This window comes from Magnetococcales bacterium (genome assembly GCA_015231755.1).
Lineage (GTDB): Bacteria > Pseudomonadota > Magnetococcia > Magnetococcales > Magnetaquicoccaceae > Magnetaquiglobus.
The window spans coordinates 262,970-284,111 of sequence record JADGAZ010000001.1; the positions used below are offsets into that span (position 1 = coordinate 262,970).

The 21,142-nt window shown below is 59.3% G+C and carries 21 protein-coding genes and 1 pseudogene; 16 read left to right on the forward strand and 6 right to left on the reverse strand.

Annotated elements, in window-relative coordinates:
* Positions 1-2: 2 nt before the first annotated feature.
* Positions 3-893, reverse strand: a complete 891-nt coding sequence (locus HQL98_01205; protein ID MBF0270680.1) for a methyltransferase domain-containing protein — start codon at positions 891-893, stop codon at positions 3-5.
* Positions 894-1,091: 198 nt separating this feature from the next.
* Here HQL98_01205 and HQL98_01210 point away from each other — a divergent pair, with 198 nt between their 5' ends.
* From HQL98_01210 to HQL98_01285, 16 genes and pseudogenes are all read left to right on the forward strand, one after another.
* The gene (locus HQL98_01210) at positions 1,092-1,523 is read left to right on the forward strand and encodes a hemerythrin family protein (protein MBF0270681.1); all 432 of its coding nucleotides are present in this window, start codon (positions 1,092-1,094) and stop codon (positions 1,521-1,523) included.
* Between the two features lie 58 nt (positions 1,524-1,581).
* Positions 1,582-1,878 carry an STAS domain-containing protein gene (locus tag HQL98_01215; protein MBF0270682.1) on the forward strand — a complete coding sequence of 99 codons (297 nt, stop codon included), beginning with the start codon at positions 1,582-1,584 and terminating at the stop codon, positions 1,876-1,878.
* Between the two features lie 161 nt (positions 1,879-2,039).
* A complete protein-coding gene (locus tag HQL98_01220) occupies positions 2,040-2,666 on the forward strand; it encodes a ComF family protein (protein MBF0270683.1) in 627 nt (208 codons plus the stop codon).
* Between the two features lie 24 nt (positions 2,667-2,690).
* Entirely contained in the window at positions 2,691-2,948 is a 258-nt protein-coding gene (gene grxC / locus HQL98_01225; GenBank protein MBF0270684.1) for a glutaredoxin 3, read from the forward strand.
* Positions 2,948-3,757: a carbon-nitrogen hydrolase family protein gene (locus tag HQL98_01230; GenBank protein ID MBF0270685.1), complete on the forward strand. Its 810-nt coding sequence runs from the start codon at positions 2,948-2,950 to the stop codon at positions 3,755-3,757. The genes grxC and HQL98_01230 overlap by 1 nt, the downstream gene beginning before the upstream one ends.
* Before the next feature lie 200 nt (positions 3,758-3,957).
* Positions 3,958-4,170 (forward strand): cold-shock protein, encoded by a 213-nt coding sequence (locus HQL98_01235; protein ID MBF0270686.1) that lies wholly within the window; start codon positions 3,958-3,960, stop codon positions 4,168-4,170.
* Between the two features lie 129 nt (positions 4,171-4,299).
* Positions 4,300-5,433, forward strand: a complete 1,134-nt coding sequence (locus HQL98_01240; protein ID MBF0270687.1) for a GNAT family N-acetyltransferase — start codon at positions 4,300-4,302, stop codon at positions 5,431-5,433.
* Between the two features lie 37 nt (positions 5,434-5,470).
* Positions 5,471-6,526 (forward strand): glycine oxidase ThiO, encoded by a 1,056-nt coding sequence (thiO, locus tag HQL98_01245; GenBank protein MBF0270688.1) that lies wholly within the window; start codon positions 5,471-5,473, stop codon positions 6,524-6,526.
* A 13-nt stretch (positions 6,527-6,539) separates the two neighbouring features.
* Positions 6,540-7,670: a tRNA 2-thiouridine(34) synthase MnmA gene (mnmA, locus tag HQL98_01250; protein ID MBF0270689.1), complete on the forward strand. Its 1,131-nt coding sequence runs from the start codon at positions 6,540-6,542 to the stop codon at positions 7,668-7,670.
* A 76-nt stretch (positions 7,671-7,746) separates the two neighbouring features.
* Positions 7,747-9,123 (forward strand): Trk system potassium transporter TrkA, encoded by a 1,377-nt coding sequence (gene trkA, locus HQL98_01255; protein ID MBF0270690.1) that lies wholly within the window; start codon positions 7,747-7,749, stop codon positions 9,121-9,123.
* A 14-nt stretch (positions 9,124-9,137) separates the two neighbouring features.
* On the forward strand, positions 9,138-10,616 hold the full coding sequence (locus HQL98_01260; protein ID MBF0270691.1) for a TrkH family potassium uptake protein: 1,479 nt from the start codon (positions 9,138-9,140) through the stop codon (positions 10,614-10,616).
* A 144-nt stretch (positions 10,617-10,760) separates the two neighbouring features.
* The gene (locus HQL98_01265) at positions 10,761-11,198 is read left to right on the forward strand and encodes a cyclic nucleotide-binding domain-containing protein (GenBank protein ID MBF0270692.1); all 438 of its coding nucleotides are present in this window, start codon (positions 10,761-10,763) and stop codon (positions 11,196-11,198) included.
* 118 nt (positions 11,199-11,316) lie between these two features.
* A complete protein-coding gene (locus tag HQL98_01270; GenBank protein ID MBF0270693.1) occupies positions 11,317-11,712 on the forward strand; it encodes a hypothetical protein in 396 nt (131 codons plus the stop codon).
* A 17-nt stretch (positions 11,713-11,729) separates the two neighbouring features.
* Positions 11,730-13,085: a Trk system potassium transporter TrkA gene (gene trkA / locus HQL98_01275; GenBank protein MBF0270694.1), complete on the forward strand. Its 1,356-nt coding sequence runs from the start codon at positions 11,730-11,732 to the stop codon at positions 13,083-13,085.
* Positions 13,082-14,521: a TrkH family potassium uptake protein gene (locus HQL98_01280; GenBank protein MBF0270695.1), complete on the forward strand. Its 1,440-nt coding sequence runs from the start codon at positions 13,082-13,084 to the stop codon at positions 14,519-14,521. Before trkA (HQL98_01275) ends, HQL98_01280 begins: the two co-directional genes overlap by 4 nt.
* Before the next feature lie 22 nt (positions 14,522-14,543).
* Positions 14,544-14,726, forward strand: a pseudogene (locus HQL98_01285) (uracil-DNA glycosylase).
* Between the two features lie 113 nt (positions 14,727-14,839).
* On the opposite strand, the gene HQL98_01290 reads toward HQL98_01285, so the two are convergent.
* Genes HQL98_01290 through HQL98_01310 form a run of 5 tightly spaced genes read right to left on the reverse strand, consistent with a single transcriptional unit; the run spans position 14,840 to position 21,060 of the window.
* Positions 14,840-15,328: a purine-binding chemotaxis protein CheW gene (locus tag HQL98_01290; protein ID MBF0270696.1), complete on the reverse strand. Its 489-nt coding sequence runs from the start codon at positions 15,326-15,328 to the stop codon at positions 14,840-14,842.
* A gap of 21 nt (positions 15,329-15,349) precedes the next feature.
* Entirely contained in the window at positions 15,350-18,190 is a 2,841-nt protein-coding gene (locus tag HQL98_01295) for a methyl-accepting chemotaxis protein (GenBank protein ID MBF0270697.1), read from the reverse strand.
* Between the two features lie 21 nt (positions 18,191-18,211).
* Positions 18,212-20,335 carry a chemotaxis protein CheA gene (locus HQL98_01300; protein MBF0270698.1) on the reverse strand — a complete coding sequence of 708 codons (2,124 nt, stop codon included), beginning with the start codon at positions 20,333-20,335 and terminating at the stop codon, positions 18,212-18,214.
* Between the two features lie 22 nt (positions 20,336-20,357).
* Positions 20,358-20,723 (reverse strand): response regulator, encoded by a 366-nt coding sequence (locus tag HQL98_01305; protein ID MBF0270699.1) that lies wholly within the window; start codon positions 20,721-20,723, stop codon positions 20,358-20,360.
* A 7-nt stretch (positions 20,724-20,730) separates the two neighbouring features.
* Positions 20,731-21,060 (reverse strand): STAS domain-containing protein, encoded by a 330-nt coding sequence (locus HQL98_01310; protein ID MBF0270700.1) that lies wholly within the window; start codon positions 21,058-21,060, stop codon positions 20,731-20,733.
* Between the last annotated feature and the right edge of the window lie 82 nt (positions 21,061-21,142).

The window sequence follows — 21,142 nt, forward strand, 5'->3', positions numbered from 1 at the left end:
GCTCACGGCCTGACAGGGGGTGAAATGGGCTGCATCGCAGGGGTTCGCGCCTTTTTCCAGGCGTGTCCGAAGAGAATTTCCAAGGTGACGGGGATCGAGCCGTCGGCGTAACCCCGTTGGGCGCGATAGGTTTCCGTTAGGTGTCGGGGATACCCTTTGCCCATGAGGGTGGAAGGTCGTTGGCGATGGGGATTGGTGGCGCCCATGCGACGGATTTCTGCGAGCAGGGCGTGGGCGTCAGCGAAACGGGGGCACCACAGATCCCGATCCACCACCGGCAGCGCAAAGCCCGCTCCGGCCAACTGTTCCCCCAGATCGTGGAGCGAGGGAAATTCCGGCACACGGATCCAGACCCGACCGTGGCGCTCCTGGTCGATTTGGGCCAGGAGCTGACGCAACTCCCCGAGGGAGGCTTCTCCCATGGTGACCAGCAACAGAGGGGCGTCGGGTTTGAGCACGCGGCGCAGCTCCTTGAGGGTGGCCATCGGATCGGTGGACCAGTGGAGCATCATGTTGGAGACCACCAGATCGAAATGATCCGAGGGCAAGGGCAGTCGGACCGGATCGCCGGTGATGGCTGCGGGATGGCGTTTCCAGGGAAGGCGGATTCCGGTGACCATGGGTTCGGTGGGGGGCGCGATTCCCACGGAGACCACCCGCGCCTTGGGATGGCGCTGTTGCAACTGTCGGGCGAGATTTCCGGGAGTTCGACCGCATTCCAGTATGTGCGCCGGCTCCAGACGGATCTCTGCGATCCGTTCCATCAGGTGCTGGTCGATGGAGGCCAGCAGATCCTCCTGTGCGACGGGCGCGGCGCGGCTCAAGCCCCGTCGCACCCGTCGCGGGTCCAGACGGGCAAAAGGGCGGAGTTCTACAGGGATGGCCGGTTCCATGATTGTTTTCGGTGCGCTCTTGGATGAATGGTGCGGTGGTGTGATCATTATACTCCGCTTTCCGCCATCTGGAAACCTTCCCTTCCGGGTTGTAGTGCGAATTTTGACTGTACAAATCCCTGTCTGCGAGAGTAGCATGCCAATTCATAGAATCAGTGAATTCATAGAGTGGGAAATCGATCAAGGGAGCTCTTTGTGATGATGGATTCTCAACAGAACATGCCGGATACGTTCCGACTGGATTATCCGCTGATTGACGTTCAACATGAGGTGCTGTTCGCCTTGTATCACGAAGTGGGTCTGGCATTGGGAGGGGGAGACGAACCTTTTGATCTGGCTGATATTTTTTCGGGTCTGAACTTCTACGTGGATACCCATCTGGCCTTCGAGGAGAATGCCATGTTGGTCACCGGCTATCCCCAACTCGATACCCATCGCATCGGGCATCAGGCGTTGCGGGATGGGGTGGGCGGGTTGTATGCCCGGTTTCTGAGCGCTTCCGAACCCCAGGAGTCCCGGCAGATCGCAGGACAGATCGCGGATTTTTTGTATGCTTGGCTGGAAGAGCATATCGCCAGGGTGGACAGAGATTTGTGTCGCCATTTGAAGGAACATGCTTTTGGTGAGTGATCGGGTTGAAGGTCTTGTTCCAAACCAGGCAATCATAACGGTGATGCGAGGCTAAAAGATGGCATTGAATATTTCTACGGACGGGGAGAGAGTGGTGGTGCGTCTTCCCAAGTTGTTTGGATTCGCTGTGCGCAGTGAATTCAAACAGGCGACCAGCGGCCATCCGAGCGGCACCAAGTACAAATTGGATTTCCAGGATGTCGAAAGAATGGACAGTTCGGCTTTGGGCATGCTGTTGCTGTTGCGTGAGACCTCGGGGGGGCTGTCTTCGGATATCCTGATTGTCAATCCCCGTACCGAAATCCGCAAACTGTTGCAATTGGCCAATTTTCACACTCTGTTCAAAATGGCGTGATCCGCCAGGGTTTCGCCGCCCTTCGGGAGACTTTCCGGATTCCGGGTGTGGTGGCGCCTTGGGGTCGGAACTTGCTGGATGGTCTGTTTCCTCCCGGATGTCCGTTGTGCCACGTCCCGGTCCTGAGGGTACACACCCTGTGTCCGGATTGCCTGGATGGATTGCCTTCCGCACCCGAAAATCACTGTTTGCGTTGTGGTCGATCCACCGGGAGTCCCGAATCGGGATGCGCGGGATGTCTGAACGATGCCGAAGCGTCGGACGCGGTTTATTTCGCTTTTCAATATGAAGGGTTGGCGGCGCGCTTGATTCTGGGTTTCAAGTTTGCGGACCGCTCCGAATGGGGCGTGTTGCTGGGTCGGTTGTGCTGGGAACGCCTGGGGCGGGGGTTGGATTGGGAAAATCCGGATTTGGTGATTCCCATGCCCTTGCATCCCTGGCGACTGCTCGCACGGCGTTACAATCAGTCCGCCTTGCTGGCCGGGGAGTTGGCGCTCAGACTGGATCGTCCGTTGGTGACGGATCTGCTGTATCGTCGTCGTCGCACCCTGCCTCAAACCCGTCTCGATGCCAAAAGCCGCCGCGACAATGTACGCGGCGCCTTCCGGGTGGAGGGGGATGGGGTGCGGGGTCGGACGGTGCTGCTGGTGGACGACGTGATGACCACCGGAGCCACCTTGGGAGCGGCGGTTGCGGTTTTGAAAAAGGCTGGCGCCTCCCGGGTGATCGGGGTGTGTCTGGCCCGGGTGGAATATGAAGTCGGTATGAATGAATCCACTGTGACATGAATTTTTGGTGAAAAGGAGTTTCGCATGCCCGAGATTGTGATGTACAGCACGACGGTCTGTCCTTTTTGCGTGCGCGCCAAGATGTTGTTGAAAAAGAAAAATGTCTCTTTCGAGGAGATCAATCTCGACAAGGCCCCGGAGCGTCGCGATGAAATGGTGAAGCGCGCCGGAGGACGGCGTACCGTGCCGCAGATTTTCATCAATGACGAACACATCGGGGGATGCGACGATCTCCATGCCCTGGACGCGGCGGGTGAACTGGATCCTTTGCTGGCGTCGTGATGTCTCCTCTGGCGGCGGTGATTCAGATGAACTCCGGTTCCGACCGGAGTGTCAATCTATCGATGGCCGAAGGGTTGATGGAAGCCGCGGTGGCGCGGGGTGCCCGTCTGCTGGTGCTGCCGGAGAATTTTTCCTTTTTCGGTGGCAACGAGGAGGAAAAAAGGGCCGCCCGGGAGGATCCGGAAAACGGTCCGAGTCTCACCTTTCTGAAAGAATTCGCCGCCCGACATCGGGTCTGGGTCGTCGGAGGCTCCGTTCCTCTGGCGGATCCCGCCTCCGGCAAGGCGCTCAACACCTGTTTTTTGGTGGACGAGACCGGGAACGCCTGCGCCCGCTACGACAAGATGCATCTGTTCGATGTGGATGTGGGGGATGGCAGCCGTTACCGGGAGTCGGATCAGGTGCGACCCGGCACCCGCCCGGTGGTGGCTCAGACCCCCTTTGGTCGCATCGGGCTGGCGATCTGTTATGATTTGCGCTTTCCCGAACTGTTCCGCGCCCTGGTGGCGCAAGACGCGGAGATCTTCACCCTGCCGGCGGCTTTCACCGTGGTGACGGGGCGGGATCACTGGGAGACCTTGATCAAGGCCCGGGCGATCGAGAATTTCGCTTATGTGCTGGCCGCCGGACAGTGGGGTCAGCACGCGGCGGGCAGGCAGACCTATGGCCGTTCCCTGGTGGTGGAACCCTGGGGCATGGTGGTGGCCCAGTGCGCCGATGGCGTGGGGTTCGCCCTGGCCCCGCTGGAGCGGGAACGGGTGGTCCAGTGTCGTCAGCGCATCCCCTGTTTGACCCATCGCAAACTGTGATCCTTAAGACCCGATCCGGAAGCAAGAGAAGGATGCGCAGCCTCCTGGAAAAAATATGGCCATAAAAAAAATCTTCTTGTTTCCCGTCTGACTCCTCCGTATCGTATCACCCAGAGGGGATAAGCCGAGGGGACGGAAGCCGTTTAACTCCCTTATCCTAAATTTTGAGGTCCAGATTGGTTATCGGGAGTAAGAAGACAATGTCTCAAACGGTTCGCGGCACGGTCAAGTGGTTCAACAATTCAAAAGGTTTCGGGTTCCTGGCCCCGGAAGATGGCAGCGAAGATGTGTTTGTCCATTTTTCCGCCATCAAGGCCGATGGATTCAAGTCCCTGGAAGAGGGACAGAAGGTGAAGTTTGAAGTGGTCCGTGGCCAGAAAGGCCTGCAGGCGGCGAATGTCGAGGCGGCCTGAGTTGTAACCGGATCATCAAGATTGTGTGGGTTCCGCGGAACCGCCCGGAGTCATGGATTTCGGGCGGTTCCGCTTTTTTATTGGGTTGTGGTGCGTTGAGATCCCCGCACCATCCGGTAGCGAGTTTCCATGGGTCAGGCGTTTTCCGAAAAGGATTTTTTTCTCAAGGCGTTCCGCGGGTTGACTTTGACCCTGGCCCTGTCCGGAGAAAGCGATCTGAATCCCGTCACCCTGAATGCCCTGGTGGGGGTGGTGCGGGATCTGTTGGCCCATCAGGTCAAGGTGCTGGTTCTGGCCCAACCGGTCGAGTCGGTTCGGCCCTTTCTCGATGCCTTGGCGTTGCGCCTTTCCGGGGGCGGAGAACGCCTCACCCTGGAAGGCGATGCCATTCCCCCGGCCTTGTGGCGTCAGGCCGCCCCTTTCATCACCCTTGAAATCCCGGTGGAACCGGTGGCAGGCTATTGGGAGCGGGTGGCCCGTCTGGGTGCCTGTTTGCGTCTGCCTCGGGTGCTGGTGATCCATCGGGATGGGGGCGCGGGCTGGCTGGACGGCAAAGGGGAGCGGTTGAGCTTTGTCAATCCCGCCCGTCTCAAACGTTTTCTCGTTGAAGATCCCTCCCCCTACGACTCGCCTGCGCGTGCCCAACTGCAACGTACCATTCTGGCTTTGCTCTCCGGAGGGGTGGGGGCGGTCAGCTTGTGTCGTCTGCTGGATCTGGAAAACGAGCTGTTCTCCTATGAGGGGCAGGGGGTGTTTTTTTCGCGCCGTCACTACTGTCAGGTGCGGCCTCTGAACCTTGATGACTATACCCAGGCGGCGGCGGTGATCCGTCGCGGTGAGCAGGAGGGATTTCTTCTGCCTCGTGGGGACGCGGACCTGACCGCGATTCTGGTGCAAGGGTATGGGGCTTTCATTTCCGAGCAGCATCTTTCCGGAGTGTGCGGTCTGGTGACCGCGCCGTATCGCCGGGTCAATGCCGGCGAGATCACCGCACTTTACGCCCTGACCCGTTTTCAGGGGGAAGGGGTGGGGGGCAGGCTGGTCACCCGCCTGATCCAGGAGGCCAGACGCCAACGGCTCGAAACCCTGTTTGCCTGTGTGGGGGATCCCCGTGCGGTGGCTTTTTTTCAGCATCACGGTTTCCGGAAGGTTGCGCCCGAGGCCCTGCCCGAGGAAAAATGGCACTGTTACGATCCGGCCCGCAAGGCCCGGATCATCTGTCTTTCCCGCAGTCCGGGAGGATTCCTGAACAAGGGAGGGTGAAACCGTGGAACGGGTGGTGATCATCGGTGCCGGGGTGATGGGGTGTGCCTGCGCCCATCGTTTGGCCGAGGCGGGTTTGTCGGTCACGCTGTTGGAAAAGTCCCTGCCGGGGGCGGAGTCCTCGGCGGCGGCGGCTGGCATTCTCGGTGCCCAGTCCGAAGTCTCCGGACCGGGGCCGTTTTTTGAGCTGTGTCTGGCCAGTCGCGCCCGGTTTCGGGAGTATGCCCGCGAGTTGACGGAATTGACCGGGGTTTCCATCGGGTACGAGGATTCCGGAGTGCTGGAGGTGGCTTTGGATCCGGCCGAGGGACGCATCTCCGTGGCCCGGGCGGAATGGATGCTGGCCCGGGGGCTCAAGGTGGAGCTGTTGGATCGGGAGGAGGCCCGTCGTCTGGAACCGGCCTTGACACCTCATATGGTGGGTGCCAGTTATTTTCCGGATGATCATCAGGTGGATCCGGTGGCCTTGTCCGCGGCTTTGGCTGCGGCGGCGTCCCGTAAGGGGGCGGAGTTTCGTTCCGGCGAGCGGGTGCGGGAGTTGGTGGTGGTGGACAACCGGGTGCAAGGGGTCAGGACCGACGCGGGTTTGATTCCCGCCGACCGGGTGGTGGTGGCCGGTGGCGCCTGGAGTTCGGAAATCCAGGGATTACCCCGCTTGCGCACCGCCATCAAGCCGGTGGCGGGTCAGATTATCCAGTTGGAGAACCGTCCCCCCCGGTTTCGCCATGTGGTGTACGGCTACAAGGGTTATGTGGTGCCCCGGGCCGATGGGCGGGTGGTGATGGGTTCCACCCTGGAGGATCGGGGGTTCGACAAGGCCGTGACCCTCGCGGGATTGCACCGGGTGGCGGGTATGGCCATGGAGATGCTGCCCGGATTGGCCGATGCCCGTTTCGTCACATCCTGGTCGGGTTTGCGCCCTGCTACCGGGGATGGTCTGCCTCTGCTTGGCGCCTGTGCGGTGGAGGGGCTGTTCATCGCCGCCGGACACTATCGCAATGGCATCCTGTTGACCCCCATCACCGCCGAAGTGGTGCGGGATCTGGTAATCGGCCAGACTCCGGCGGTTTCCATCCACGATTTCGCCCCTTGAGTCACGATCCCGCATGACTGGTCTTTTGGCCGATCGGCCATCCCTCCCGGATTTTTCCTCCGGTTCCGGTTCGGGCCGACGGATCGCGGTGGCCTTGTCCGGCGGGGTGGACTCCGCCGCCACCGCCGCATTGCTGGTCTCCCAGGGGTGGGAGGTGATCGGTCTGACCATGCAGTTGTGGGATCCGGGGGCAGCCCTGCCCGCCGCGGGTGGTCGGACCTGCTGCGCCCCGGAGGATCGTCACGACGCCCGCCGCGTGGCCCAGAAACTGGGCATTCCCTTTTATGTACTCAATCTGGAAGCACAGTTCCAGCGGGCGGTGGTGGATGATTTCATCACCTCCTATGCTGCGGGCCACACTCCCAATCCCTGCATCCGCTGCAACCAAATTCTCAAGTTCCGTCTGCTGTTGGACAAGGCCATGGATCTGGGGGCGGAATTCCTGGCCACCGGCCATTATGCCCGCGTCGAGACCGTGGAGGGGGTGCCGCGTTTGTTGCGGGGGCTGGATCCGGACAAGGATCAATCCTATTTTTTGTTCGCCACCCGACTGGAGGATTTATCCCGGATCCGATTTCCCCTCGGGGGCCTGACCAAATCCCAGACCCGTCAGTTGGCGGAGTCGTTCGGGTTGCATCTGGCCCGCAAACGGGAGAGTCAGGATCTCTGTTTTGTTCCGGATGGGGATCATACGGCCTTTTTTGCCCGTCATGGCAGTGCCGCCACTTCCACTCCGGGTCCGATCGTGGATGAAAGCGGCCAGATTTTAGGTCAGCATCAGGGGCTGGGCCATTACACCATCGGGCAGCGTCACGGTCTGGGGGTGGCGGCGTCTTATCCATTGTATGTCCTGGCCATTCATCCCGGCGAAAACCGGCTGGTGGTTGGACCTGCCGCCGCCTTGATGCGGGAGTCGTTGGACGTGGCGCAACTGCACTGGCTCGATCCCCAACCGTTGACCGCCCCGGTATCGATCCTGGCCCAGATCCGTCACGCCTCCCCCCCCCGGCCCGCATGGCTGATTCCTCTGGAGGGTCAGTGCGCCCGGGTGGAGTTCGTCGCTCCGCAACGGGCCACCGCCCCGGGTCAGGCGTGTGTTTTTTATGTGGAAGATCGGGTCATGGGGGGGGGATGGATTCGATGAGGGGATCATCGTTCGACGGATGGTACGTCAGGTTGTGTTCTGGTGGATCCATTGCGGTTTCAGTACGGAGGCAGGCATGTCCGAACAACGCATGAGGGTGGTCATTTTCGGGGCGGGCATGGTGGGGTCGGCCCTGGGACAGCATATCATCGAGCAAGGGCACGACATCTGTTTCGTGGAGTCCAATTCCAATACGGTGCGGGCCATCCGGGAACGGATGGATGTGCAGATCGTGCATGGCACCGCCGAAAACACTTCCGCCTTGAAAGAGGCGGACATCGAATCCGCCGACATGATCCTGGTGGTGACCAATCAGGACAAGACCAACATCATCCTGACCCTGATCGCCCGCTCCTTCAATCCCAAAGCCCGAATCATCGCCCGCATCAAGGATGTGGAGTTTCTGGACAACCGGCAACTCTGGAAAACCGGTACCCTGGCCGATACCATCATCATCAGTCCCGAACGGGCGGTGGTGGAGACCGCGTTGCACATCCTCACCATTCAGCAGGCCTTCGACGTGGTGGAGTTTCTGGGTGGCAAGGTACGGATTGCCGGTTTCCGCCTGGAAGAAGACAACATGATCTCCGGAAAACCGTTGCGGGAGGTGGCGCATCTGTTTCCGTCCCGGCATGTGCTGATGGTGGGGGTGGAGCGCAACGGAGAGGTGTTCATTCCCGCCGGGGATTCGGTGCTGATGGTGGGGGATCGGGTTTTTCTGACCGTTCCGGAGGGGTTGAATATTCCGGACATCATGGCGTTGCTGGGAAAATCGTATCGCAAGGATCCCAAATTCGTCATTCTCGGGGGTGGTCAGATCGGCATGAGCATTGCCCGGCAGTTGGAAAAACGGGGCAAACAGGCGGTGGTGATCGAATCGGATCATCAACGGTGTCAGGAGTTGGCCGAGTCTCTTTCTGCCACCGTGGTCCTGAATGGCGACGTGACCGATGCGGATTTGTTGGGCCGGGCCATCACGTCGGATACCATTTTGTTGGCGGTCACCCCCTCTCAGGAGCTGAATTTTTTCATTTCCCTGCTGGCCCGCAAAAGAGGCGCCATGCAGGTGGTCACCATGATGGACAATGAGGCTTATATCGGCATGGCTCCGGAGTTGGGGGTGGATGCCATTCTGAGTCCCCGGTTGGCGGCGGTGGGCACGATTTTGCGGTTTGCCCGCATGGGACGGATTCTGGATTCGGCGGTATTGTTGAGCGGGCGTTTGAATCTTTTTTTGGTGGAGGTGGACCGGGGCGCCCGGCTGGATGGCATGCCACTGCGCGAGGCGAATTTTCCCAGAGGCTTGTTGATGGTGGCGGCGGTTCAGGACAAACAGATCATTGTGCCCTCGGGCGATCTGGTTTTGAAGGCCGGTGACATGGCCTTGTTCGTGACGTTGGGGGATTCCCAGTCCACCCTCATGGAACAGTTCATCACGGCCCGCGATCGTTAACAGGTGGATTGTCGATGAATCTTTCTTTGAATATTCGTATTCTGGCGGTGGTATCCGCCATTCTGGTGCTGTTCAAACTGCCGGCCTTGGCTCTGGCCTGGCACATGAATGAACCGATTGCTCCCTTCCTGTATGCCGTGATGCTGTGTCTGGGGGTGAGCGCGACGGGTTTTCTGACACGTCGGGCCAGTCTGGAAATGCAGGCCAGGGATGGGGTGCTGGCGGTGATTCTGGGTTGGGCGGTGATGATTTTCATGGGGGCGTTGCCTTATTATTTTTCGGGTCAGATGCGCTGGGTAGACGCGGTGTTTGAATCCGCTTCCGGGTTTACCACCACGGGCTCTTCGATTCTGACCGATGTGGAGGCCTTGTCGCAAAGTCTGCTGTTTTGGCGCAGCACCACCCAGTGGATCGGCGGCATGGGTATTTTGTTGTTGGCTGTGGCCATCCTGCCTTTTCTCGGAGTGGGGGGCGCCCAGATCATGAAGGCGGAAATGCCCGGCCCCCGCAAGGACAAACTCGCCCCCCGCATGGCGGCTACCGCCCAGTTGATGTGGGGGATTTATTTCGGATTGACGGTATTGTGTGGACTGGCTTATTACTGGGCCGGAATGTCGGGGCTGGATGCGGTGCATCATGCCTTCACCACCATCGCCATCGGGGGATTTTCCACCAAGAATGCCAGTCTGGCGGCCTATTCCAATACGGTGCAGTGGACCGCGATGTTTTTCATGATCGTGGCGGGCATCAATTTCGTCATGCACTATCGTTTGATTGTGACCCGGGATCTGTCGGTTTTCAAGGATGAGGAGATTGTCTGGTATTTGCTGCTCATGCTGGTCGCCGGAAGTTTCTGCACCCTCATCGCCCATTCCAGCACGGCGGACGCGGCGCTGGAACCGGCGTTGCGGCATGGATTCTTTCAGGCCATCAGCCTAGTGACCAATACCGGCTTCGCCAATGTGGACTGGGAGGTCTGGCCACTGTATGTGCAACTGCTGATGATGACCATTGCTATTCCCGGTGCCATGGCCGGTTCCACCACCGGGGGACTCAAAATGGTGCGGGCCATCATTTTGTTCAAGGTGCTGGGGGTGGTACTCAATCGTCTGTTGACCCCGGAACGGGTCATGTTGGTGAAGTTCAACGGCAAGAAAGTACCCCGGGACATCCTGGATGGGGTCATGGCCATGGCCTTTGCCATGGCGTTGGCCTTGCTGGGGGCCACCATTTTTCTGGTGGCGGTGGGCATGGATGTGCCGAGCGCCTATTCCGCCGCCTTGACCGCCACCATCAATGTGGGACCGGGTATCGGTTGGGTGGGGCCGATGGATAATTTTTCGGCGGTTCCGGATCCGGGCAAGTATCTGCTGGTGGCCCTGATGGTGTTTGGCCGTCTGGAGGTCTTCACGGTTTTGATTCTGTTGCTGCCCCACTTCTGGAAACCGGAAAAAATCCTGGTTTCGGCGGCTACCCCCTTGCGCAAACGATAGTGAAAGTGGATTGGCATTTTTTGAGGTTGGAATAGTGAGATCCGGATCATGATCGCCCTATCCGGCGATTCACGGGTTTGATATAGTGGTGACATCGTCCAGAGGCTGCATTGACAGTTCAAGATCCCTTTTCAAGGTGAGCGAATGGTCGTTCAGAGATTGCTTGATAATGTTCCCTTTTTCTGGTCCTTCTCCGAGGAAGAAAAAAATCTTCTGATCAGTCTCGATTGTTACTTCGAGAGCTTTCAGGCCGGGGACTACCTGATCCACGAGGATGCCGAGGACAATGCCTTGTTCATCATCCTCAAGGGGACAGCCAGGGTTTCCAAGAAGTCTCATCCCGACAAAATCATCACCATCCTGGAGCCGGGCACGGTCTTTGGGGAGATCTCCTTTCTGACCCAGCGTCCCCGCTCCACCGACGTGGTGGCGTGCGAGAAAATGATCTGTTTCACCATCAACGGCGAAACCATGTCTCAACTCGACTCCCAGATGCAGCATAAGATCAAGGACCAGTTGATCGAGATTCTGGTCCAGCGTCTGGATCAGATGAATCAGACCCTGCTGAATCTGGTGCGTTGACGACAGGCAGAAAAAGGTTGATTCGGATCGGTAAAACGCCGATAAAAGGAGTATGAACCGAAAGATCGGGTGTGCCGGTCTGGTTGGTCCATTTGGCAAGTCTTGGGGCAGGTGTATCATGTTCAACGCCATTCCAGCGATCAATCTGTTGGGAACCAGCAATCCAATGCTGGAGCAAGCCAACCTTATCAAGGTTCCCCACGATCTACGCACCAACAATTCCGAGCAGTTGGCCGCCCGCAACGTGTCCGATGTCAAGCGCAACGCCAAGGGGCGCAACGCCCAGCGCAGACACGAAGAAGACGAAGAGGAACCCGAAGGGGGCGAGGAGTCGTTTCCCCAACCCCGGCATAAACCCACCATCCAGGAACGGTTGCTCCTGGCCAAACAGGGCAAGGTCAGCCTGAATCAACAGGCGGTCAACTCTTTGTTTTTGCGACAGTCCAGGAGTGGCGGGGCCTACAAGGGGACGCACACCGACAGTGAGCATCCCTCCATCGATGTGGTTGCATGACGGGTCGGATGTGATACATGAGCATGGAAATTATTATCATCGGCGCGGGCGTGGTGGGCATCTCCCTGGCCAAGAATCTTTCCGGCGAAGGCCACAACGTGGTGATGATCGACAATGACGCCGCGGTCATCAAACACCTGCAAGAAACCATGGATTTGCAGGCCATGCACGGCGACACCTCGGATGGGGAATTCCTGCTGGGGGCCGGACTGGACAAGGCGGATCTGATCCTGGCGGTCACCAACTCCGACGAAAGCAACATCATTTTGCTGCTCATGGCCCGCTCGGTCAATCCGACCGCCCGCATCATCGCCCGGGTCCGCAAAAAACAGTTCCTGAAAAATCCCGCGCTGGTCCGTGGCGACACCCTGGGAGGCGCCATCGTCTTCAGTCCCGAGTACGCCGCCGTGGAGATGGTGCTGGATTTGTTGCAGGTGGATCAGGCCTTCGAGGTGGTCCCCTTCGACAACGGTTCCATCAGCATTGCCGGTTTCCGACTCGGCGAAGAGAGCGTATTGATCGGGCGCCCCCTGATGGAAATTCAGGAGTTGTCCCGGGCCGGCGCCTTGATCGTGGCTGTGGACAAAGGCGGTGAGGTGGTCATTCCCAACGGGCGCACCGTGCTGAATGTCACGGACCGGGTGTTCATCACCACAGGCGCCAAGACCGAACTGTCCAAGATCATCACCCTGCTGGGTCGGCGACCGGTGCAAAACCGAAAGATCGTCATCGCCGGCGGTGGCTGGAAGGCCGAACAGATCGCCTCCAGAATTGAAAAGGCGGGGATTCCGGTTTTCATCCTGGAAAAATCCCTGGAACGCTGTCAGGAGTTGGCCGCCATCCTGGAAGAGACGGCGGTGATCCACTGCGACGCCACGGATCCGGAAACCATTCAGAAGATGGCCCAGGGGGCTTCCACCTTTATCGCCCTGACCGGGCATCAGGAGGTCAATCTGGTGCTGTGCCTGATGGCCCGCAAGTTTGGAGCGCGACGCGCCATCAGCCTGATGGACAACGAAGCCTATATGACCATGGCTCCTTCCCTGGGCATCGATGCGGTGGTCAGCCCCAAGCTGGCGGCTGTGGGCAAGATCCTGCGGTTTCTGAGCATGGGCAAGGTGGTGGATGCCGCGATGATGCTCAATGGCAGACTCGACGCTTTGTACATGGAAGCCCAGGAAAATTCACGCATTGTCGGCAAACCCCTGAAGGACCTGGGGCTGCCCAGAACCGTGATCGTGGCCGCCGTGGTCAAGAAGGGTCAGATGATCGTGCCCAACGGCAACATGACTTTGACCCCCGGGGATCACGTGTTGGTGATCACCTATCCGGGTCATTTCCAACAAGTGGATGAATTTCTGGGCCTCAAATGAACCTCCTTTTTGATCTGCGCGTCTTGAGTCTTCTGATCGCCCTGGTCGCGGGGTTTGAGATTTTTCCGGTGTTGTTGGCCTTGCACCTCGGAGAAAATCCCATGCCCATGGTGAACGCCTTCCTGGTGGCATCGGCGGCGGTCATGGTGGGGTTGTTTTTGAGTCGCAAGGCCCGTTCTGAATTGAATCCCCGGGATGGATTCCTGATTACCAGTCTTGGCTGGTTTCTGGCGTCGTTTTTTGGCGGCTTGCCCTATATCTTTCAGGGTGGCATGGATTTCCCGTCCGCTTTTTTCGAGACCGCCTCGGGTTTCACCACCACTGGTTCTTCGGTGATGACCGATATCGAGGCGTGGCCCCAGAGCATCTTGTTGTGGCGCAGCATCACCCACTGGCTGGGAGGCATGGGAATGCTGCTGATGGCCATCGCCATTCTGCCTTTTCTGGGGGTGGGTGGCACCCAGTTGATGAAGGCCGAAGTCCCCGGTCCCACCAAGGATCGCATGACCCCCCGGTTGGTCCATACCGCCCGGGCCTTGTGGGGCGTTTATACCCTGATCACCGTGGTTGGGGTGATGGGATTCATGTTTTGCGGCATGACCTGGCTTGAAGCGGTCAACCACTCCTTCGCCGCCATCGCCACCGGTGGATTCTCGATTAAAAATATGAGTTTGGGTTTTTATGCTCCCTCCGCCCAATGGTGGGCCATTGTAATCATGGTCTTGGGAGGTATGAATTTCCTGATTCACTATCGGGTGATCGTTTTTCGGGATTGGAAAGCCTTCACCTATGAAGAGTTGCTCGGTTATGGGGTGATCATCTTCATCTTCACGGCGTTCATTGTGGCGGTTCTGGTGCGCTGGAACCCGGTGTGGAGTCTGGAAGAGGTGGTGCGCCACTCATTGTTCCAGGTGGTGAGCATCATGACCACCACCGGTTTTGCCAGTACCGACTGGGAGCAGTGGCCCGCCATCACCCAGTTGTTATTGGGGTTGCTGATGGTGATCGGTGGCATGTCCGGTTCCACCGGGGGGGGCATCAAGGTGGTGCGGGTACAAGTGCTGCTCAAGACCATTCCCAGCGTCACCGCCCGTCTGTTGCAGCCCAATCAGGTGGTGGTGTCGAAAATGGACCATCAACCCATCTCCCGGGAGATCCTGGAGAACGCCGTGGCCTTGTTCATCCTGGCCCTGGGGTATGTGCTGTTCGGCGGCATGTTGCTCAACGCCATGGATATGGATCTGCTGTCGGCCATGGGGGCGGCGTTGACCGCCTGGGCCAATGTCGGGCCGGGCTTCAATACCGTGGGGGCTATGGATAATTTTGCGCATGTCCCGGATTTTGGCAAAATCATCCTGGCTTCGATGATGATCGTGGGCCGGTTGGAGATTTTCACCATTCTGATGCTGTTTTCAAGTAAGTTCTGGAAGGATTGATGCTTTCTGGAGGAGCCACCCCATGGACGACTCCCAGTCCAACCCGTCGCAACCGGTGGATTGTCTGCGTTGCCGCCACTTCCAGATCACTTGGGAGGCCGATCATCCCCGGGCCTGTCGTGCCATGGGGTTCAAGACCGCCCTGTGGCCCTGGCAGGAGGTGTTGCGCAGTTCCGGCGGTCCCTGCCTGAAATTTGAACCCAAAGCCACCCCATCCCGGGGATCCCGGATGGACGACGGCCAGACCGATTCCCCGCATCCACCGGGGGGAGGGGGGTTCTCCAAGCGGGTTTGATGCGTTTCAAACGGGTGCGTGGATCATCCCGCCGTGGCACTTTGCACCGATGACAGTTCCTCCACCGAGAACATCTTGTCGATATCCAGAATCATGATGAACCGTCCATCATGCTTGCCCATGCCTTTGAGAAAGTCGGAACGCAGTTGCATGCCAATTCTCGGAGCGGGTTCGATCTGATCCGGTTCCAGTTCCATCACCTCCCGCACCGAATCCGCCAGCGCTCCCATGACCACAATGCCATCATCCTGGGCGATTTCCAGGATGATGACACAGGTGTTGATCGATTTGACACTCTGAGTCATCTTGAACTTCTGACGCATATCCACCACCGGGACCACGCTGCCCCGCAGGTTGATCACGCCGCACATGAAACCAGGGGTACGGGGCACTTTGGTGACCGACGTGAACTCCAGCACTTCGCGGATCTTGGCAATATCCACGGCGAAGACTTCGGTGCCCAGGGTGAAGGTCAGGTATTGTGTCGAGGTGGTTGTCTCTGAATCGTTCATGGGTGCATCTCGCATGGTTCATCAGGCTTGGTGGGACGAAGCGGATCCGGGGCGCGGTGCTGCGTGGGAGGAATCCGCAGGCACGGGGGTCAGGGGCGTTTCCCGCTCTTCCGACGTTTCCGACGGCGGGAGCGGGTTACGGTTGGCCAGGGACGATTCCGGCAGCCCGGAATCTTGAGGCGCGAAATAGGAAGTGGCCTGTTTCAGGGGTCCGGTGGTCAGATCGAAGACCGCTTTGGCCGACAGGATGATCTCACGGGCTGTGGCGATGTTTTTCTTGAGCAATTCATCGAGTTTTTCCAGGGCCACCAGAGCCCGTTCCGGGGAGTGTTCCAGGGCCATCAAGGCATTGGGTTCCAGATCCTGCGGCATGGGCATGGGGGGCAGCAGGTTTTCCAGGGAGGTGATGGTCCCGGCGGAGGCCAACAGACGTTCCCCGATCAAAAGATGCAAGGCATCCAGTTCGGTCTGCATCTCCTGGGTGACCCGCAGCACCGGAGACGCGGGAGGCGTGGACCCTTCCTTGTTGTGTTTGCCATGTTTGGACCCTTTGCCACCCTCTTCGGAGGTTTTGTGACCCGTGGGGGAGGGGGGGGAGGGGGTGGCCTGGGCGGCCAACTCCCGGGTGGTCTCCTGGAGCCTGACCAGACGCTCTTGAAGTTGACGCCAGCTCTCCATGGAGTCGTGGACCACCTGTTTGCCTTCGGTGACGGCCTGGGCGGTTTGCCCCGCCATCCGTTCGGAGTGGTGCAGCAGCCGGGTCTGTTCGTGTACCAGTCGGGCGTGTTCCTGGATGAGCCGGGTGCTCTCCTCGGAGAACTGCCGGGCAATCTCTTCGATGGTGGTGCGGGCGTCGGCCAGCAGATCGGAGCCGGCGGCAGACTCCCGGGAGATCACCATGGCATGGGAAGCCAGTCGGCGGATGCGCTGGGCCATGGGGTCGGCAGCCAGTTGAATCCGTTGACCCGCTTGCGCCACCTCTTCGGAGACCGTGACCACGGAACGGGCCAGGGAACCCAGTTCATCCCGGCGTGTGTTGGTCTCTGGGGGTGTGAAGTGTCCGGAGGCCATGCGATTGAGGGTGAAGGCGGTTTCCCGCAAGGGATCGAGCAGATCCCGTTGAATCAGCCGGGAGCCCGCCAGGGTCAACAGGGCGACACAGGCGAGGATTCCCATCAGCAAGGGGGTGGCCTGACGGCCTGGGGCGGGTTCATGGATTTCGGTTTCGGTGATCACCGCCCAGGTGAAGCCATCCATGGGCAGGGGCGCGAAGCTGGAGAGTACCCGTTTGCCATCGGCGTGGGTGATTTCCAGGGTACCGGTTTCGCCGGCCAGGGCATTCTGGATCGCCTGGGGGGCCACCACCGTTGCTGCCGCGCCGCCGATGAAGGCCGTGGCGGTGGAGGGGTTGGTGGGATCGGTGAAGGCGTCGGAGCGGAGTTTTTCATCCGGTCCCACCAGAAAGATCCGGTAGGGGCTGGATTGGGCGAGCTGATGCAGCATGGCGGTCATGGTGTCCGGGGCCAGTTGCAAGGCGGCCACCAGCACCAGTTGTCCGTTGTCGATCACCGGCTGGGCCATGAAGAAGGCGGGTTGATTGTCGCTCGGGGGATAGGGGAGCAGATCCGACAGTCCCGCTTTTTGGCTTTTGAGGGTTTTTTGAATCAGTTGGCCCAGATTGGTGGAGGCGTAGCGACCGGTGAGCAGATTGGTGGCGAAGTCCGCCTGTCGCGCCGAGGTGTGAAACACCTCCCCGTTGGGGTGCACCAGAAAAAGATCATAATAACCAGCGGTTTCACTGAATTTCTGCAGCCAGTTGCGGGTCTCTCCGGGGTGGGGGGCAAAGATCCGGGAGGCTTCTTTTTCCGCCACGATGGCCCAGTGCAATCCTTTGACCTGGATCGGCGCCCAGGCCGCCAGCAGCGGTTGGTGTCCGGAGCCGGAGAGGAGGCCGGAGCCTGTCTTGTTGTCGAGGGCGGCCTGGATGGCGGCGGTGGGCAGGCTCTCCGGGGGGCGGGAGGCCGGCAGGTCGGAGCGCAGGCCATCGCTGGCGGCCAGCAGCAGATGGCCCCGCAGAGCCGGATCCACGCCGCTGTGGAGCAGTTGGGTCAGCACCGGACGGGAGATACGGGCGACGACCGAACCGATGATCGCGCCATCCTTTTTGACCGGTGCGCCGAAATACAGAGAGGAGAGGGCCTCCGGGGAGGCCTGGAGTGGCCAGTCCTGAATAGCCGGGGTTTCCAGGGCCTGCCGATGAATGGAGGCCAGTGGGGTCTCTTTGAGGGGTTTCTGGTTGATATTGTGGCCCAGTTCCGTTTGTCGGTTCAGGGTATAGACCACATCCCCCAAAGGAGAGATGAAATACAGATCCTCCAATCCCTGGGTGGGTTGGCGTCCGTGGATCGGCGGCACATAACCTTCCACGGTTTCCCGCCAATGTTTGTCGTCGTTTTTGCGCCCCCCCTGGCGAAACAGCCAGTCGATGGCGGCGATGCGTTTGACAAAGTCCGGATTGGCGGCCAGTTGGACCATATCGTTGAGTTGATTGGTCAAGAAGGTTTCGATGCGCTCTTTTTTCACATCCCGCAGCGATTCCAAGGCCCCACGGGCCTGCTGGTGGTTCTCGGCGGCGATTTGCGCGAGAATCTCCATGTCGGCGCGGCGTTCGGCGATGTGTCGTTTGATTTCGGTCAGGGCGATGGAACGGGCGGACTCCAGATGGGTGATGGTCTGGAGCCGTTTGGATTGATCGGCTTGGTGGTCTCGCAACCACCAGAAGATCAGAACCGGAATCAGCCCGCACAGCAGCAACAGAACGGTGAGCTTGGGACGCAACCGAATGTCTTGCAGTCTGATCATGCGGATTCCAAAGAGGGAAAGTTATGGAACGTCCAGTTCCCGATTTTCTTCCTCTTCGACGTAACGGACCATCTTGGTGAGGTCGAGAATCAGGGCCACTCCCCCATTGCCCAGAATGGTGGCACCGGAGAACTCCTCCGAATGCTGAAAATTCTTGCCCAGGGTTTTGATGACCGTCTGATGTTGCCCCACAACCTTGTCCACCACAAAGCCGATGCGTTTTTCATCGACTTCGGAGATGACGATCTGTTCGATTTCCGGGGGGGTGCCCCCGATCTCGAAGCGGCTGCGGATGCGGATGTAGGGGATGATCTCGCCGCGCACGTTGATGACATGCCGGCCATGGGCCTTTTTCACGTCTTCGCGGGAGAGTTCGACGCACTCTTCGACGGCGGCCAGGGGCAGGACGAAGTACTCCCCTTCCACCATCACCAGCAGACCTTCGATGATGGCCAGGGTGAGGGGGAGCTTGAGGGTGATGGTGGTACCCTTGCCCAACACGCTGCTGACATCGATGGAACCCCGCAACGCTTCGATGGAGCGACGCACCACATCCATGCCCACGCCGCGTCCCGACACATTGGTGATTTTGGCAGCGGTGGAGAAGCCGGCGGCGAAAATGAGCTGAAACGCCTCTTTTTCGGTCAGTTCATCGTCCGGGGAGAGCAGACCCTTTTCGATCCCCTTGGCCCGCAACCGTTGGGCATCCAGTCCGGCGCCATCGTCTTCCACCCGGATCAGCACACTGGCGCCGGAGTGGATGGCGGACAGGGTGATCTTGCCCACGGGATTCTTGCCGTTGGCGCGACGGATTTCCGGGGATTCCACTCCGTGGTCGATGCTGTTACGGATGATGTGGACCAACGGATCGTTGAGTTGGTCGATGACGGTTTTGTCGAGTTCGGTTTCGCCCCCGGAGGTGATCAGCTCGATCTCCTTGCCCAACTCGGTGGAGAGATCCCGGACCAGTCGTTTGAACTTGTTGAAGGTGGTGTCGATGGTCAACATGCGGATGCTCATGGTGTTGTCCCTGAGTTCCGCGGTGAGCCGTTCCACCTCTTCGGCGATGAGTTGCAAGGTGTGATCGCCGATGCTGCTGGCGGTCTGGTTGAGACGGGCCTGCATGGTCACCAGTTCGCCCACCAGGTCCACCAGACTGTCGAGCTTGTCCGAGGGGACACGCACGCTGGTGGCGGTTTCGGCGGTTTTTTTCTTGTCGTGTTTTTCCTGGATGACCTGCTGTTCGGTGAGGGCCGCCCGCACCTTGTCCGGGGTGACCACGCCGGCTTGGACCAGCCGGTCTCCCAGGGGCATGAGGGCCTTTTCCAGTTCGTTGGAGTTGACATCCCCTCTTTCCAGGAGAATCTGACCGAGTTTTTTGGACTCTTCCCGGTCGCGCATCACCTGATCCCGGTCCAACAGCCGGATGTTGATTTCGCACTCGTCCTCCACGAAGATGAAGACATCGCGGATGGCATTTTCGCCGATTTCGGCGGTGAGGAAGATCTCCCAGCCGGTGTAGCACACCTCGGCGTCCAGGTCGTCGAAATCCGGGAGCTTTTCGGTGCGGGCCACCACGCGGCAGTCCCCGAGTTCCCGCAATTCGTTCAACAGCAGCAACGGATTGGTGCCGCTGGCGAAGATGTCCGGATTGGGGGTGAAGCGGATGCGGAAGATATGGGGTTCGTTGGTGTCCGGGGTTTGCGCCTGGGGTTTGCCCGCCGGGGCGTGGTGGCCGCTCCCGTGGCCGCCACCACTTTTCTTTTCCGGTGAGAGGGCGCGCAATCCGGCGATAATTCGGTTGGCGTTGTTCTGATCCGCAGGTTCGCCACCGGCCGCCGCGTCCAGCATGGCGCGGATTTGATCCCGGGCCGCCAGAGTGAGGTCAATCAGGGGTTTGGTGACGGGAATGGTTCCGTTGCGCGCCATGTCGAAGACCGTTTCCACCTCGTGGGTGAATTCGGCCACGGCGTCGAAACCGAACATGGCACCTGAGCCTTTGATTGTGTGCATGGCCCGGAAAACCCGGCTGATCAGTTCCTGATCTTGGGGGGAGGCCTCCAGTTCCAGCAGGGAGTCCTCCAGTTCGGACAGCAGTTCGTAGGCCTCTTCGGTAAAGGCGCTGGTGTCGATTTCAACGTTCATGGCGTGTCGTTCCCCTCAACGGTCAGCCCAGTACCTTTTTGACGACTTCCAGGAGTTGTTCCGGTTTGAAAGGTTTGACGATCCAACCGGTGGCTCCGGCGGTCTTGCCTTCTTGTTTGCGGGTGGCCTGGGATTCGGTCGTCAACATGACGATTGGTGTGAATTTATAGCTGGGCAGGGTGCGCAAGGCGGTGATCAGCGCGATCCCATCCATGTTGGGCATGTTCAAGTCGGTGATGATCATGTCCAGGTTGCTGGCTTTGGCCTTGTTCAGACCATCCACCCCGTCCACGGCTTCCACCACGGTGAATCCCGCTCCTTTGAGGGTCATGCCCACCATCTGTCTCACGCTGGACGAGTCATCCACCGTCATGATCGTTTTTGGCATCAGTTCGTTACTCCTTCCAAAGTCCAGTGGTCTCTTTATCGCCCCCGCAACCGACAAAGCCGGCCTGTTGCACGGTCTCCCGGAGGGCGGAGGGGAGAGTGCCGGAAATGGTCAGGGTATTACCCTTCTTCAGCAGAGTCCTCTGGGCGGCGCACAAAATTTGCAGAGTGGTCAGATCCACCCGTTCCACTTCGGACATGTTCAGTTCCAGGTGATTCGATTGGTACATGGCATTGGCCATGGCTTCCTTGAAATCAGCCGCGTTGCGGATGGTCAGGTCTCCGGTCAGTGAGAGTACACCGACCGAACGCGCGGTATCCAAGCTGAAATGGAACATGGTTGTTTCTCCTGGGCGAGTCCCGTTAACCGGTAATTCTGGTTAGAATGGAAATATAGCACATTCCATCCAATAGTGGAAG